Source organism: Streptomyces sp. CNX435 (genome assembly GCF_059570575.1).
Genome location: NZ_JCANTA010000005.1, coordinates 299,969 through 314,791, shown reverse-complemented (window position 1 = coordinate 314,791; position 14,823 = coordinate 299,969). Strand labels below are relative to the sequence as shown.

14 protein-coding genes are annotated in these 14,823 nt (G+C 68.7%); 7 read left to right on the top strand and 7 right to left on the bottom strand.

Annotated elements, in window-relative coordinates:
• Window position 1: 1 nt before the first annotated feature.
• Entirely contained in the window at window positions 2-742 is a 741-nt protein-coding gene (locus T328_RS12370; protein WP_496496024.1) for an NUDIX hydrolase, read from the top strand.
• Between the two features lie 6 nt (window positions 743-748).
• On the opposite strand, the gene T328_RS12365 is transcribed toward T328_RS12370, so the two are convergent.
• The 7 genes from T328_RS12365 to T328_RS12335 all read right to left on the bottom strand — a co-directional run bounded on the left by T328_RS12365 (window position 749) and on the right by T328_RS12335 (window position 5,871).
• Window positions 749-1,381, bottom strand: coding sequence for an NsdA family TPR-like regulatory protein (locus tag T328_RS12365; RefSeq protein ID WP_496496091.1), 633 nt, complete (start codon window positions 1,379-1,381; stop codon window positions 749-751).
• 597 nt (window positions 1,382-1,978) lie between these two features.
• Window positions 1,979-2,578, bottom strand: coding sequence for a hypothetical protein (locus T328_RS12360; protein ID WP_496496023.1), 600 nt, complete (start codon window positions 2,576-2,578; stop codon window positions 1,979-1,981).
• 107 nt (window positions 2,579-2,685) lie between these two features.
• Window positions 2,686-3,021, bottom strand: a complete 336-nt coding sequence (locus tag T328_RS12355) for a hypothetical protein (protein WP_496496022.1) — start codon at window positions 3,019-3,021, stop codon at window positions 2,686-2,688.
• Window positions 3,018-3,584, bottom strand: a complete 567-nt coding sequence (locus T328_RS12350; protein ID WP_496496021.1) for an ATP-binding protein — start codon at window positions 3,582-3,584, stop codon at window positions 3,018-3,020. Before T328_RS12350 ends, T328_RS12355 begins: the two co-directional genes overlap by 4 nt.
• A gap of 527 nt (window positions 3,585-4,111) precedes the next feature.
• Entirely contained in the window at window positions 4,112-4,804 is a 693-nt protein-coding gene (locus tag T328_RS12345; RefSeq protein WP_496496020.1) for a class I SAM-dependent methyltransferase, read from the bottom strand.
• A 35-nt stretch (window positions 4,805-4,839) separates the two neighbouring features.
• Window positions 4,840-5,139, bottom strand: coding sequence for a hypothetical protein (locus T328_RS12340; RefSeq protein ID WP_496496019.1), 300 nt, complete (start codon window positions 5,137-5,139; stop codon window positions 4,840-4,842).
• A gap of 174 nt (window positions 5,140-5,313) precedes the next feature.
• On the bottom strand, window positions 5,314-5,871 hold the full coding sequence (locus T328_RS12335; RefSeq protein WP_496496018.1) for a hypothetical protein: 558 nt from the start codon (window positions 5,869-5,871) through the stop codon (window positions 5,314-5,316).
• A 507-nt stretch (window positions 5,872-6,378) separates the two neighbouring features.
• Here T328_RS12335 and T328_RS12330 point away from each other — a divergent pair.
• From T328_RS12330 to T328_RS12305, 6 genes are all read left to right on the top strand, one after another.
• Window positions 6,379-7,773: an NsdA family TPR-like regulatory protein gene (locus T328_RS12330; protein WP_496496017.1), complete on the top strand. Its 1,395-nt coding sequence runs from the start codon at window positions 6,379-6,381 to the stop codon at window positions 7,771-7,773.
• Window positions 7,774-7,805: 32 nt separating this feature from the next.
• Window positions 7,806-8,708 carry a phosphotransferase gene (locus T328_RS12325; protein ID WP_496496016.1) on the top strand — a complete coding sequence of 301 codons (903 nt, stop codon included), beginning with the start codon at window positions 7,806-7,808 and terminating at the stop codon, window positions 8,706-8,708.
• A gap of 401 nt (window positions 8,709-9,109) precedes the next feature.
• Entirely contained in the window at window positions 9,110-10,315 is a 1,206-nt protein-coding gene (gene fxlM, locus T328_RS12320; protein ID WP_496496015.1) for a methyltransferase, FxLD system, read from the top strand.
• 63 nt (window positions 10,316-10,378) lie between these two features.
• Window positions 10,379-10,570, top strand: coding sequence for an FxLD family lanthipeptide (locus tag T328_RS12315; protein WP_496496014.1), 192 nt, complete (start codon window positions 10,379-10,381; stop codon window positions 10,568-10,570).
• 100 nt (window positions 10,571-10,670) lie between these two features.
• Window positions 10,671-13,574 (top strand): lantibiotic dehydratase, encoded by a 2,904-nt coding sequence (locus tag T328_RS12310; protein ID WP_496496013.1) that lies wholly within the window; start codon window positions 10,671-10,673, stop codon window positions 13,572-13,574.
• Window positions 13,571-14,815: a lanthionine synthetase C family protein gene (locus T328_RS12305; RefSeq protein ID WP_496496012.1), complete on the top strand. Its 1,245-nt coding sequence runs from the start codon at window positions 13,571-13,573 to the stop codon at window positions 14,813-14,815. The genes T328_RS12310 and T328_RS12305 overlap by 4 nt, the downstream gene beginning before the upstream one ends.
• Window positions 14,816-14,823 lie beyond the last annotated feature (8 nt).

The following is a 14,823-nucleotide window of genomic DNA, read 5'->3' as shown; positions in this document are numbered from 1 at the left end:
GGTGACCGAGACGCTGCCGCCCGTGAGCACTGACCTCCTCGACATTGAGCACCTTGTGCTGGCCGAAGCTGAGGAGCCGCCGCTGTCGCCCCAGGCTGCTGAGGCCCGAGACCGGGTGTGGGAGATGGCGGTGCGGGCGAACCCCACGCTCTTCGACGGGCCGGTGGTGGCGTGTGGAGGGCTGGAGCAGACAGGCCCGCACGCCCTGCGTCTGTACTGGGTGCGTGTGACCTACCGGCACTACGCCTTGCGTCGTGTCCCCGGCGCCACCGCACTGCCCTCGCTGTTCGTGAACGTTGTCCAGCCGACTGACGACGGCCGTGTGCTGGCTGCGAGGATGTCGCCTTCTACGGCCGCCCCGGGCCGTTGGCAGCTGCCGGGAGGGTCTGTGGAGCCTCCTGGGGACGGGGCGGTGCTGGACGAGGCAGCGCTGGCCGGCCAGGCGGCTCGGGAGCTTGCCGAGGAGGTGGGGGTCGGCGCGATCGGCGGGGAGTTGAGGTTGTGGGTCGTGACTCGTGGGGAGAACGGCAGTGTCGGCCTGACCTACCTGGCCCCGGCCGTTCCTGAGGCGACGCTGCGTGCCGGGCTCGCCGCTGCTGCTGCGGCCGAACGTGCCGGGGGGCGCGAGCCCGAACTCGACGACATCGCCTTGGTGCGTTCACCGGAGGAGTTGGCCGGTCTGACGGGTCCGCACGCGGACTATCTGGAGCCGATCGTCCGGCGCTTTTTCGAGCGCCGTTGAGCTGGGTCAGGCGCTGGTTAGGAAGTCGCGTCCGCGTTCGTCGAGTTCGGCCACACATCGCAGGCCACGGGCCCGGAAGCGTGCGAGGTCGCTGCGCATGCGGAAGACCGCCTTGCGGGTGCGGGCAGAGCGGACGCCTCCCATGTGGTCCATGGCCCGGTGCCAGGTGGCGCACGCCTGCTCGATGTTGCCGCGCTTGAGGTGCATCTCCGCGCCCGCGACGAGGTCGAGGGCGACGATGCGTGCGTAGGTGGTTGGCGGGCGGGCCGTGGCTGCGAGCGCGTATTGGCCGGCGGCGGCCTGGTGGTCGCCTAGGGTTTCGTGGACCTTGGTGGTGCGGGAGTACACCGACGCGGCCGGCGGGCCCCAGGCCAGCGCCCAGAACGGTACCTCGTCGCCGGGGGCGCTGGTCAACAGGGTACGGGCGTGTTCGGCTTCGGCCAGGGCGGCGCGGCGCTTGCCGCTCTTGGCCAGGGTGTGGGCGTGCACGACGCGGAAGAGGGCTTCGGTCTGGGCATCGACATGTCCCTTGGCGCGGTTCAGGCCGGTTTCTGCCAGGTTCAGGCAGTGCTCGGGGCGGTGGAGTCTGAGGCCCTGCATGGCCATGGTGCACATCACGAATCCGTCGTGCCCACGCAGGCCGGATTCGGCGGCCAGGGCGTAGGACTGGAGGTAGTAGCGCTGGGCAAGACCTGCTGGCCTGCGTCGTAGCTCTTCCAGCCCAGCAGGTGGACGCCGCGGCTGGCGGCGGAGAGCATCTGCTTGCGGGCCTGGTCGGTGCGGAAAACGGCGCCGGCGCCGACCTGATCTGCTCCCCCTGTCCCGGCGCTCTGCATATGGACGGCCCCGATGTCTTCCGGTACGCGGTCGGCCGCATGTCCACCGCGGCCCGCCAGGCCGTCACCGCAGCCGGCTGGAACCTTCCGCGTGTGGCGGACGAACAGGACCCGGTTACGGGGGTCCTGGAGCACGACGGCCGCTGTGACCGGAGGCTGGCCAGAGTAGCCGGCGGCGGGTGGCGTTTGGCCCGGTCGTCAGGCCGGAGGCGCGACGGAAGCCGCCGGGTGGCGGCGCTCTGCTGCGCGGGCTGCCGCGGCGGGGGTGTAGCCGAGGGAGGGAGGGTGGGCCGGGGGGCACGTGGGCTCCGTTCGTGCGGTGAGGGATTCAGTCGGCCGCGAGGCCCGCGGGCGGGGAGCGCCCCGGGTCCGTGGGCCCCGCGGTGATGCCGACCCGCGTCTACGGCTGCGGGCCATCTGCCCCCACCGACTGGGGCGGAGCAGGGGGATCCTGTGGCGCGGCGGGCGTAGTCCCGGACCGCGGATGGTCGTCGGCCGTGGGGGCGAGGTGCTCCACCGTCGCCCGGACCAGGCCGTTCATCCGCCGCTGCATCGCGGTCGCCACGGGTGCGGACAGCCGCCCGTCGGCGCATCCCACGGCCACGGTGACCGGCCCGTCGCCCGGGCCGCTGCGGAACGCCGCCACCAGGGGCAAAACGCCCTCGACCAGCTCGGCGGCGCCGTCCGCCTCCAGCTCCACCTGAGAGCATGTGCTACAGACGGTCAGGCCGCTGAGATCGGTGACGTCGTCGGACTCGGCCGCCGAGGAGCCGTGGCTGAACTTGTTGCGTAGGTCGAGGGTGATGTCCGTGCCGGGGAAGGGGAACGGGCCGCGCCCGTAGCTGAAGCTCATGACGTGCACCGCGGCGGCGGGAGGCGGTTCCCCGGCTGAATCACCCGCGGCTGAATGGTCGTCCGGATGGGCGTCGCACAGCTGCGGCGCCTTCTTGTTCGGCCGGTCGGCGGCGGGGCCGTTGTCGGCGTCACTGTTGTCGGTCATCGAGACTCCTTTCTCGGTTCGAAGCAGATCGAGGCGGCCGGGTCCGGTCTTCGGCCGCGGCGCTCGGCGCCGGCGTCAGGTGGAATGCACCCGGCTCGGGACGGTGGTCAGGGCGCCGGCTCGTCGCCGCTGTCGGTGCGCCGTCGCAGGGCTCGGAAGAAGGCCACGCGGAATGCGCCCTCGGCCCGCTCGCGCGGAAACAGCAGTTCCGACTCCCGAGCGGACAAACGGGCCTGCAGCTCGGCAATCACACGAGGCGCGAGCCGGTCGGCGACACGTCGGACGAGGCGCTCCTCCGCCGCGGTGAGTTCCTCGGACGTCACGTCAGGCGTCGGCGCCAGCCGGGCCGCGTCGAGATGCCGGTACAGCTCGGGACACTCGCGGCGGGCCCGCTCGTATTCCAAGATCTCCCACGCCGCTACGAACGCGTCACGGAGCTTCACAGCCCACCCCCGGATGTCGTACCGGCAGACTGCGTGTGCGCCGAGGACGAGCCGGCCGCGGGGAGCAGCAGCATCGCCCACACATGGGTGCCCGTGTGCCCGCGGAACGTCCCCCACTGATCCGCGAGCGCGGAGACCATCGCCAGCCCACGGCCGGAGGAAGAAAGGGCGGAGATGTCCCGCCCGTCCTGATCGCCCCGGCCGTCGACCCGGATGGGCCCGCTGTATGGGTCCTGGTCGCTCACGATGACTCTCAGCCGCCGCAGCTCCCCCCGACCGGCGATCTGCATCTCCACGACGACCTGCGAACTATCCGTGTGCACCACGGCGTTGGTCAACAGCTCAGTGGCGATCACCAACATGTCCTGCGCCTGCTCGGCGGGGATCTCCCAGGCCAGGAGCCACGTTCGGATCAGCTCCCGCCCGGCGGCGGGCGTCCTGGTAGAGCCACCGGGCAGCGCAATGCACCCATGGGGGCGGCCTCGACGAGCAGCTGCCCGCGTGGCGAGGAGATCGCGGGTCACGCTGGCGACGGTCACGCGCCGCGCGCGCTGCCGGATCATGGGCGCACCCCTGCTGGAGTCGGTACCGCCGCGTGCCGCTGCAGCTCGGCCGCGACCGCCTCGTACAGGGCGCCGGGGTCGGTGGCCGGCGCCGAGCACGCCCAGGGCGCGACCAACCAGCGCCGTCCGGGCACGCTCTGCGCCGGGCAGGACGCCGGCCAGCGCGTACGGCACGCAGGAACGCACGTCGTCCACGGCGAGAGCCTCGGCCACGACCAGGCGACGCCCGCAGGGACGACGAACTCGACCGCCTGCCGGGGAATAGTCTCCGCCACCGGGCCGAGCGGCACTCGGGCCAGCCTCAGCCGAGCAATCACGGCCAGCCCCAAGGGCTTGGTCGTACGCAGAACGCTGACGCAACGACCATCGCAGGTCTTTCGGGGGTTGCTCTGGCTCGGCATCATCGGCCTCGGCTTCGTCGGAGGGGCGGCGAGACCCGTCGCCACAGGGGTGGGAGGACGGACCTGCGCCGGGTTGGGGGCCCGCACGGCGGCGGGCGTAACTGCGCGTCAAAGGAGAGCCGGGATTCAGTTCTGCGGGTACGTTGGTCGGCGGGCAGTGACCAGCAGGGTGCCGATGTGTCCAAGCTGCGAGGCCTCGATGAGGGTTGCCCGCGGGCGAACAAAGCCAGCCCGTTTACACAGCCCTTCCCAGCGCTCCGGGCTGAAGGAATAGCGGTAGGCATACCGTGCAGGGCCGGCATAGCTGCCGTCGTACATTCCTTGCACGCCCTGTGTGCCCGGAATCGCCGGCGCCTGGGAAAACGCGAAGACGCCCTTGGGGTTGAGGCGTTGATTCACCCAGTAGAAAAGGGCGGCAGGGTCGGAGAACCACACGGCGCCGAAGATGCTGTAAATGGCGTCGTAAGAGCGCGGAGTTCTCGTGAGATAGTCGGTCGCGTCCGCACACGAGAAAATCGCGCCAGTGTGCGTCCACCACTCCCGCGCCTTCTTGACCATCAGCGGAGCACAATCGACCCCGTACGCCTCGATGCCCTGCTGCGCCAGGTACGCCACGGCACTGCCGGAGCCACAGCCCAGGTCCAGGGTGCGCCGTGGCGTACCGAGGATCTCGGCTCCGGGCCCGTGGCCGGGGTACTGCGTCCAGCAGAACGCCGGTTCGGTGCTCGCCCCGAGGGTGGTCGCCGCGTAGCGGTTCCACAGCTCCCGTTCGTGGTCGAGGTTGTGCGGGGCATGCGCCGAGGGGAGATCCTTCGGCACCGGGACGGTGTGGCGGTTCGGCCGGCAGCAATCAGTCACAGGCTCGTGTCTCCTTCAGCGAGGACGTGCACCACCGTGTCCACGGCGACGCGGCCGGATTCCTCGTCACGGCCGTAGTTGGTGCTCACGTCCGTCACCTCTACGAGGTGCCCGTGCACCCCGATCCGATCCCCGGAGCGGGGGACCGGCAGGGCAGCGCCGACCACGTTCATGCGCGCCAGCTCCCTGTCACCCCCCGGGGTGACGAACGTCATCGCATGCGACGGGGCAGCGTCGCTCTCCGCTCCGGTAGACACCTCTTCCTCGGCGCCATCGATGTCGTCGTAGGTCGTCATGCAGTTCTCACTCACGTGCAGGGGGTTCGGGGTAGGGCTGCGGCGGGGGCTGCCCACGGCCAGGACGTACGGGATGGGCCCGCCGCCCGTCCGGCTCGTGCACAGCCGGGGTCCTGCACGGAACCGTCGTGCAGGGGAACAGGGCCCCGTGTTCTCCGGACGGGCGGCGGGGATCTACTGAGGGCGGCCGGCGGGCTGGCTCGGCGGCCGGCGGCTCTCGCGCGCGTCGTTGAGGCTGCGCGCGAGGACCGCCGCCTCGTCGGCCGGCAAGTGGCGCGCCGGCCGGGCGATGCCGTCCACGCGCCGGGAGGCGATGCAGCCGGAGGCACTGTCGATCACGTAGTAGCCGTCACCGTCCGGCTCGCAGCGCACCGCGTAGTCACCCTCGGTCTGGACGTAGGTGATCCAGCGCCTCAGGAGGGCATCGCACGTCGCGGCCAGCGCCACCACGTACTGCCATCGCGAGGCGTCCTGCGCATCGACGCTAGGGGCCCCGGCCAGCAGGTTTCTCGCGGCGAGGACGATGCCGTAGCGGTGCGCGTCGTCAGGACCGAGGGGTTCCGCCAGGAGCAGACCGACGTGGCCACGCAGCTTGCCCATCAGCTCGTCCAACGTCCCGCCTCCGGGCGGGTAAAGCCGCAGGCGGACGGACTCGATGGTGTCGGCAATGACGGCGACGTCCAGGGGACCCCCAATCTGGGTCACTTCAACAGGGACGGGCTTGGGTGTCATCACCACGCTCCTTGATCGGCTCTAACCGGACGGTCTTCCACGTTGGGCGCCACAGTCCGCGCAACCCCAATACGGCCCTCGTGTACGGCATCAGCCACCGGCTGACCCAGCAGAGAAGGCGGCTCGTGCCCCATACCGAGGCCGTCGCAGCTGCCATGACTTTCACCACTCCCTCGGCCACCAGCCCTCGGGTGGCTGGCGCCTCAGCCTGCTCGGAGACCCATGGGCTCCGCGCCGCTTGTACCCGTGAGCCGCACCATCGCCGTGATCAATCTCTGACCTTCTGAACAACCTCGCACTCGGCGGCCAGGAGCCCGGGGTCGAGCTGTCCTTCCGTCCCGGGCCTCCGAGACGAGAGAATCGTTGAGGGGTCGGAGGCAGGCAACTGGCATCCATCACAGTTCGTAGCGACCGGCATGGTGGGTCACAGCTTTCGTCGCAGTTCTGTGAAGTGCGGACGGATCCTTGCCAGACTAGGCACGCTGCCGGTCAATCGGACCCAGTCCTGTGCGAGAGGAGGCGACAGTCGTGGATCGAGACAAGCAGGCCCATGGCCCTTCGTGCGCACACCGCTTGCGTACTCAGGGCGCTGCCGAGGGGAAATCGCCTCAAGAGATCGCCGAGACCATTCATGAACACTGTTCCGTATCCCTGCTACGTGCCCACCGCCTCGCACGGGGCCTCACCCTGAAGAGCGCCGCACAGGATCTCCGTAATTTGGGAGCAAGTCACGGAGAAAACGCTCCGAAGCCAGATCCGATCCAACTTGGGTATTGGGAAACTGGAAGGAACCACCCCAAGCCCGTAACGGTTGGCCTGCTGTGCTCTTTGTATGAATCCACGCCTGAAGGGATCGGCTTCACAAGTGCGGCAACCGTCCGACCACTTGCACCGCCTGACACCTCCGGGCTTCAGTCCGGTGCGTGGGCGGGTGAGTCGTTCGGGCAGCGTCTCGATACGGCACGGCGTGACGTAGACCGAACTCTAGCCTCCGCCAGCGTGAGTCCCGCTCAACTTGACCTGCTTGATGAGCGGATTATCTGGGCTCGACAGCAGTACCTGTACACACCTCCGGCACCCATGCTCGAAACGCTCCTCAGCCTCCTTGCAGACGTCGAGAGTTTAGCCGTGGACCGACAGCCAGCTTCGGTTCAAGTTCGACTGTCAGAACTCACGGCGGTACTTGCGACACTTGTTGCCGATGCCTTGATGAAGCTCGGTGACCTGACCAGGTCACAAGCGTGGTACGGCACCGCACGCGCCGCCGCAGATGACAGCGGCAACGTCGAGTTGCGGGCGAGAGTCAGGGCACAGGCCGCGATGCTGCCGTTCTACTACGGTCCTCTCGCAGTCGCGGTCACCCTGACCCGCGAGGCCCGGATGATCACCCGTGGACGGCCGTCAGCCACCACCGCCTTCGCCGCAGCCGCCGAGGCACGTGCTCTTGCGAAGCTGGGCGACAGCCGCCAAGCGCAGCGTGCGCTCCGCCTCGCGGCCGATCTGTTCGAGCAGAGCGGACCGAGCGGAGACGCGGACGATGCCTTCTCGTTCCCCGAGCGACGGTTTCTGCTGTACCGGAGCGGGGCGTTGACTGCCCTCGGCGACACAGGTCAGGCCCGGCGAGTCCAAGCACGTGCCTTGGATCTTTACCCGACCAAGACAGGCATCGATCCGGCGTTACTGCAACTGGAAACAGCGATCTGCTGTGCCCAGGACCGCCTCCCAACGGACGCCTGCGATGTCGCAAGTTCAGCGATCCTTGCAATCCTTCCCGCCCATCAGACACCGATCTTGCGAGCGCGGGCTCGGGAGGTCATCCGAGCACTTCCACCTGCAACGCGCAGCAGCCGACCGGCACGTGAGCTGCGAGAGATCCTGGCCCTGCCCCGAGGCACGATGTGACAACGGGGCCTGCAGTAGGCGACCTTAGAGTCATGACAGTAGCGGCACCGATAGCCGGCGGCTTCGATGAATCAGAGATGCAGCGCGTGCTGAAGCAAGCATGCGCGGCAGTCAGCCTCAACAGTTCCGATGCCCGTCTGCTTCGTGGACACACCAATGCCGTCATCCTGCTGAGGAGGGACCCGGTCGTAGTAAAGATCGCCAGACGCGGGTCGCGGCTTGATGACGTGACTCGCACCGTTGCGTTCGTCCGCTGGCTTATGGCCGTCGAATTCCCGACAGTGCCTCTCCTCCCCGTTGACCAACCCGTCGTCGTCGACCACCACGCCGTGACCTTCTGGATCTACCTCCCCCAGCCTGATCACCCCGTCACGGCCGTCCAACTGGCCAGCCCTCTAAGAGCCCTTCACGCGCTAACTCCACCGGAAGTGTCCCTGCCAGCGCACGACAACATACGTGCCATTCGCCGCTCAGTCTCGGGGATCACTACGCTTCCGAATTCGACGGTCGATTTTCTCATCGATTGCACCGATCGCCTCGAATCCGACCTCAAAAGCATCAGTTTCGCTCGACAGTCAGGCACTATTCAAGGCGACCCCCAACACAGAAACGCCCTGCACACGCCTGACGGAGTCGTCCTGTGCGACTGGGACACCGTCACCATCGGACAGCCGGAATGGGATCTGGTGACAGTCGAGATACATTGCCGCCGATTCGGATACGGCAGAAGGCACTATGAGCAGTTCGCCGATGCTTACGGCTTCGATGTGCGGCAATGGTCCGGCTATCGCACATTGGCTCAGATTCGCGAGCTTCGAATGATCACCACAAACGCCCGGAAAGCACATCACTCTCCGGGAAGCCTGGAAGAAGTAAAGCGTCGCATCGAAGGCGTCCGGCGTGACGACGCCGAGCTTCAATGGAGGATCTTGTGATGGGCGCAACAACTACATGGGCCGTTGGCATGCCTCGCCCGGCCCCTACACGGCATCATCCGCACAGCCAGATAGGTCATCGAGGAGCAGGCACGCTCAACTGCCCACCTGTCGTCGGCGACGGACACCGTACCTAGTGCCGGGCATGCATAAGAGCCAACACCGTGTGAATCGTGCGGGGCAGGGCCAGCCCTCGCCTGGCTCCTCCTCCCCGCGCGCACAACCCGTCGGAAGGGACGACGAATGACGATGAGTGGCGGAACCGGTTTTCAGCCGAACCGCGAGGGCCAGCCTCCTGGCGGCGCGTATCCATCCTCCAGATACGGCGCCCTGGCTAGCGTGCTGTTGGACGCAGAGCACGACCGCCGCAAGCACCAACCACGATAGGGACAGGTATTCGGATGTCTGCTATTGACGACTCGCCAGTCCGCGATCCCGAAGCGCTGCGTGCGGACATGGTCCGCGCGCTCCGTGACGAGGACGGGGTCCGGACCGAGCCCGTCGCCGCCGCCTTCGCCGCTGTGCCCCGGCACAGGTTCGCGCCGGATGCATCCCCGGAGGTGGCGTACAGCCTGCACCGCGCCGTGCCGGTCAAGAAGGACGAGCACGGCATGGACCTCAGCGTCATGTCCGCGGCCCACCTCCAGGCGGTCATGCTGGAGCAGGCCGAAATCGAGTCCGGCATGAAGGTCCTGGAGGTCGGGTCCGGTGGCGTCAACGCCGCCTACCTTCAGGAACTCGTCGGCAGCGAGGGTGAGGTCACCACCGTCGACATCGATCGCGACGTCATCAACCGGGCTCGCCAGTGCCTCGATGACGCCGGGTACACCCGGGTGAAGACTGTCCTCGACGATGGTGAGCACGGTGTTCCCGACGGTGCCCCATACGATCGGATCGTCGTGACCGCGGCGGCGTGGGACATCCCTTCGTCGTGGATCAACGGGCTCACGGGGAAGGGCAGGCTCGTCGTCCCGCTCACCGTGTGCGGCACGACTCGCAGTTTCGCCTTCGACCGCGACGGAGACGGTCTGATCAGTCGCTCCTACGGCTTGGCGCACTTCGTGCCGATGCAGGGCGAGGGAGCCGCCCAGCAACGCGAGGTGATCCTGCGCCCGGGCGTTGTCCTCCGGACCGACGACGTACGGGTACCCCTGGAGCCCCGGGTGCTCAACGCGGCTTTGGACACGCCCCGGTTGGAGTGCTGGTCCGGTGCCGCCTACGACCTGCCCGACGAGCTGGACCTGTTTCTCACGCTCAACCTGTCGAGCCCGGCCCGTCTGCACGCCGCTGCGGACGTCGTGGACAGCGGGCTCGTGGAAGCATCCGCCCTCAGGGGCGTGCCTGCACTGGTGAGCCGGGACAGCATCGCCTACCGCAGCCGCCGCGAGAAGCCCGATACCGACGGCTTCGAGAGCGGTGTGATCGCCCACGGTCCGCAGGCCGAAACGCTTGCCGACCAGTACGCGGGCCTGCTCCGCCGCTGGGCTCAGGACCACCGCCGGCGGGGAGCCGCGACCATCCGATACCTGCCGGGCCCCGCCCCCGTACCCCTGCCCGAGGACGCCGTGCTGCGCCGCCACGGCATCATCACGGCGACCTGGGCCTGAGACTCCGGAGCCCTCGGACTCCGGGACCGTGCACCACCTGTCACTGGCGCCAAGGAGGCATGTATGACCGTGCACATGGAGCGACCCCTGACGCCCGCGCAGCCGGAGGACGTCCTGACGTCGTCCGGTGAGATGGCGGACTGGGAACTCGACATCACCATAGTTGAGGGTGGCCCGGCCGCGGACCAGCTCATCCGGCTGACGAACGACGGTTGCAACTCGACGTGCGCCACGGCGTGCGTGAGCTGCCCGTAGTAGGCGCAGAGCGGAGCAGTACCGACCGCGTTCATCGCGTTGCCCGGCCGTGCCCAGCCCACGGGGGCGGCCGGGCACCGCGCGGCCACACGGAGGGCACATGTACCGCTATGCCGATGCGGTGCTGATCCGGGGTGCGGCGGGAAACCTTGATCAGCAGATTGACTGGCCGGACCTCGTCAGCGCCACTGCGAATTCAGCATCGTGGCGAGCGTGGCTGCGACAAACCTGGGCAGGTTCCGAGTTCGCCGGCGCCGTCGCGCTTGCCAGCCCCGACCTTGCGAGCCGCGTCGGGGATATCTGCGCCGGCCGCCCGCTGCCGGATGGCACCGTACGCCGTACTGTGCTCGCCGTTCTGCGCTACCTGCTGCGCTCCCAGACGCGAGCCACGCCGTTCGGTCTGTTCGCCGGGGTTGCAGGCGCACGATTAGGTGCCATGCCCTCGGTGCGAATCGGCCGCGTGCACCATCCCTCGGCCAGAGCAGACGCCGGTCACGCCGCGGTCCTAGCCGACCGCTTCGAGCAGCACCCCGCACTGCAATCACGTCTGATGTTGCTCGCCTCCAGCTTTGCAGTCGAGCACGACGATCATGTGGTGATTGAGCACCGGCGAAGCGAGAAACGCAACGTCGGCCCCGAACACGTACGGATACGAATGACTGGACCCGTGCGTAGAGCCCTGAACGGCGCACGAACCCCGATCTTGTGGAGCGACCTCGCGGCGAAGCTGGCCGTCGATTTCCCCGGTGCTCCGCCAGCCGCGATAGACGAGCTTCTCGCGGGCTTGGTCCGGCAACGAGTCCTGCTCACCAGTCTGCGCTCCGCGATGACGAAGCCCGACCCGCTCGCGGGCCTCATCGACCACGCACATCACTTGCCCACTGCTGGGAAGGGCGAGCTGGACGAAGCTCCCCGGCCCGTGATCGACCTTCGCCTGGACTGGGACCTCACCATCCCTGATACGGTGGCCCGCGAGGCGGCCACAGCAGCGCAGGCTCTCGCCCGACTGGCGCCCCGCGCTTCTCTGGCCGGCTGGACCGAATGGCACGCCCGGTTCCTCGACCGGTACGGGCCTCGGGCGACCGTCCCCGTCCTGGACGCCATCGACACACTGGGATACCCGCCCGGCTACCTCGGCGCCACCACCGCGCCGGCGCCCTCCCTCCTGCCCAATCGGGACAGCCGCCTCATCAAGCTCGCGCACGCCGCCGCCGTCCAAGGCCGCACCGAGGTCGCGCTCTCAGAGGCCACGCTGGAAGACCTGGCCACCACCGGCGCCGGCCACCCGGTCCAGCCCAGCACCGAGGTGACCGTACGCATCGAGGCCGTTGACGCCGCCGCGCTCCAGCGGGGCGAGTTCACCCTGCATGTCGTCGGCATGGCGCGGTCGGCCGGGACCACCACCGGCCGCTTTCTCGACCTGCTGCCCGACGATGACAGACGTCGCATGACCGACGTGTACGCCGGGCTCCCGGGAGTGCACCGCGGCGCGCTCGTAGCCCAGATCAGTGCCACACCTCTATCCGTCCGCGCAGAGAACGTCGCACGCGCCGCGCAGGCAACCGATCTGGTGATCTCGCTGGGCGAATACCACAGCCCGGATACTCACTTGATGCCGGTGACAGACCTGGCCGTCACCGCCGACGCCGAACAGCTCCACCTCGTCTCGCTCTCCCGTCGCCGCCCCGTGCACACGTTATTACTCAACGCCGTGGATCTAGGGCTGCACTCCCATCCGCTGACCCGCTTTCTGGCTGAGGCACCGGTCGCGCTCGCCGTGCCCTGCACCGGGTTCCTGTGGGGCGCTGCTGCCTCGAACCTGCCGTTCCTGCCCGCGCTGCGCTACGGCCGCACGATCTTGTCCCCGGCTCGCTGGCTCCTCGACCGCAACGACCTGCCCGTCGCGTCGGCACCGTGGCAGGAGTGGGACGCAGTCTTGACCCGGTGGTGCAGCGACGTGCGCCTTCCCCGCCACGTATACCTGAGCGAGGCCGACCAGCGCATCGCTCTGGACCTGGTCGAGCCCTCCCACCGGGCCCTGCTCCGCGCCCACCTCGACCGCGCCAGCACGGCGACCCTGCACCCTGCCCCGCGGCCCCAAGCGCTGGGGTGGATCGGCGGCCGTGCCCACGAAGCTGTGATTCCCCTGATCACAGAGCAGAACCGCGCACCGGTGCGGACGCCAACCCACGTCGTCGGCCACGAGCACGGACACCTGCCCGGGACTGGAGGCAGTCTCTACCTCCAGCTCCACGGACGCCGAGACCGTCAAGATCCCATCCTGACCCGACACCTGCCGGTCTTGCTCAGCGACCTGGACAACCCCCGCTGCTGGTTCATCCGCTACCCCGACCCCGACGACCACCTTCGCCTTCGCCTAACCTGCGCACCTAAAACCCTCGGCACGATCTTCGAGCACGTCGGCCAGTGGACCGAGCAGCTTCGTCGCCGTCGGCTGATCAGCCATGCCAGCATGGAGACCTACCATCCGGAGACCGCGCGGTTCGGCGGCCCCTCAGCGATCGACGCGGCCGAGGCGTACTTCGCCGCCGACTCCGCCTGCGCTCTGGCCCAGCTCACCGCCGCAGGAGCGAAGAGCGCACCGGACGCCCGTGCGGTGACCGCCGCGAGCATGGTGGACATCGCCGCCGGCCTGCTGGGCGACCGCACCGCGGCGATGCACTGGCTCATCGAGCACACCCGAAACGACTCGACCGCGCCTCCCCGCGCGGTCTACCGACAGGCCGTCGCCCTGGTATACACCCACGCCGTCGATCTGGACGAACGGACCCTCATGGCCTGGGCCGCGAGGCGGACAGCACTGACCAACTACGCCCGCGCTCTCGCGGAGACCGACACGAGCCCCGGCGATCTGCTGCCCGACCTTCTGCACCTGCACCAGGTACGCATGCAGGGGCCCGGCCTGCCTAAGGAGCGCATGCAGCTGCACCTGGCCAGGGCCGCAGCCCTGAGCTGGACGGCACGAGCAAGGAGAGCACCGTGACCACGACAGTCTCTGCTCCAGCAGCGCTATCGACGGCCGACAAGCTGGCCGATGCCTTGGCCGACCCGGCCACTGCGTGGCCGAACGGCCGACCCGGCGGCGGCCGGGCCTGGCCCCAGTCCCTCGCCGGAGGTGCTTCAGGCATCGCCCTCCTACACATCGAACGGGCTCGTGCCGGCCGCGGTTCCTGGGAAACAGCGCACACCTGGCTGGCTGCGGCTGTGGACGGCGAAATCAGCGCTGCGGCCAACGCCAACCTGTACTTCGGCGCTCCCGCACTAGCGTTCATCACACACCAAGCGGCGAGCACGTCAAGCCGCTACGTGCGGCTCCTGGAGCGCCTCGACGCAGCCACACTCTCTGTCACCAGAACCCGGCTGGTCACCGCCCACCAACGCATCGACCGTTGCGAACGCCCTCCCATGGAAGAATTCGACCTGATCCAAGGTCTCTCCGGGCTCGGCGCCTATCACCTCAGCCGCCACCCACACCACGAGATCAGCCGCGACATCCTGGCCTACCTGGTGCGGCTGACCGAACCCCGGCCCGACCCGGCCCGACTGCCACCCTGGTGGATGAACGTCGCCCCCACCGGCGCGTCCCACCCCGACTACCCCGGCGGACACGGCAACTTCGGGCTCGCCCACGGCATCGGCGCCGTCCTATCCGTACTCTCACAGGCCCTGATCCACGGTGTGATCTTTCCCGGCCTGACCGACGCCATCGAACGGATCTGCGCCTGGACCGACCACTGGCGGCAAGGCAACGACACCCATCCCTGGTGGCCCGGCCAGATCAACGCGCAGCAAGCAGCCGACCAGCAAGTCCCCGCCGAACTCCGCCCCCGTCCATCCTGGTGCTACGGAGCCAGCGGCACCGCCCGCGCGCAGCAACTGGCCGGTCTCGCCCTCAGAGACCCGACGCGCGTTCAGCTCGCGGAGAACGCGATCCTCGACGCCCTGCGCGACCCCCACCAGCAGGCCACACTCCCCGAGATCGGACTGTGCCACGGCCTGGCCGGCCTTCTGCACGCGACATGGCGCATGGCCACCGAGACTGACAACTCCGAGATCGCCGCAGAGCTACCGCACCTCGCAGTGCGGCTGATCACGGCACTCGAAGAGGGCGATCACGACCCGGAACTCCTCGACGGAGCCGCTGGCGCCGCACTCGCCCTTCACACCTACGGCACGAACCGCGCGCCCGCCCCCCGCTGGGACGCCTTCCTCGCCCTGGCCTGAACACCACG

Coding starts and splice junctions, on each gene's coding strand:
- T328_RS12360 (WP_496496023.1), bottom strand. CDS start 2,578: ATGACCGACAACAGTGACGCCGACAACGGCCCCGCCGCCGACCGGCCG.
- T328_RS12350 (WP_496496021.1), bottom strand. CDS start 3,584: ATGATCCGGCAGCGCGCGCGGCGCGTGACCGTCGCCAGCGTGACCCGC.
- T328_RS12340 (WP_496496019.1), bottom strand. CDS start 5,139: ATGACGACCTACGACGACATCGATGGCGCCGAGGAAGAGGTGTCTACC.
- T328_RS12335 (WP_496496018.1), bottom strand. CDS start 5,871: ATGACACCCAAGCCCGTCCCTGTTGAAGTGACCCAGATTGGGGGTCCC.
- T328_RS12325 (WP_496496016.1), top strand. CDS start 7,806: ATGACAGTAGCGGCACCGATAGCCGGCGGCTTCGATGAATCAGAGATG.
- fxlM (WP_496496015.1), top strand. CDS start 9,110: ATGTCTGCTATTGACGACTCGCCAGTCCGCGATCCCGAAGCGCTGCGT.
- T328_RS12315 (WP_496496014.1), top strand. CDS start 10,379: ATGACCGTGCACATGGAGCGACCCCTGACGCCCGCGCAGCCGGAGGAC.
- T328_RS12310 (WP_496496013.1), top strand. CDS start 10,671: ATGTACCGCTATGCCGATGCGGTGCTGATCCGGGGTGCGGCGGGAAAC.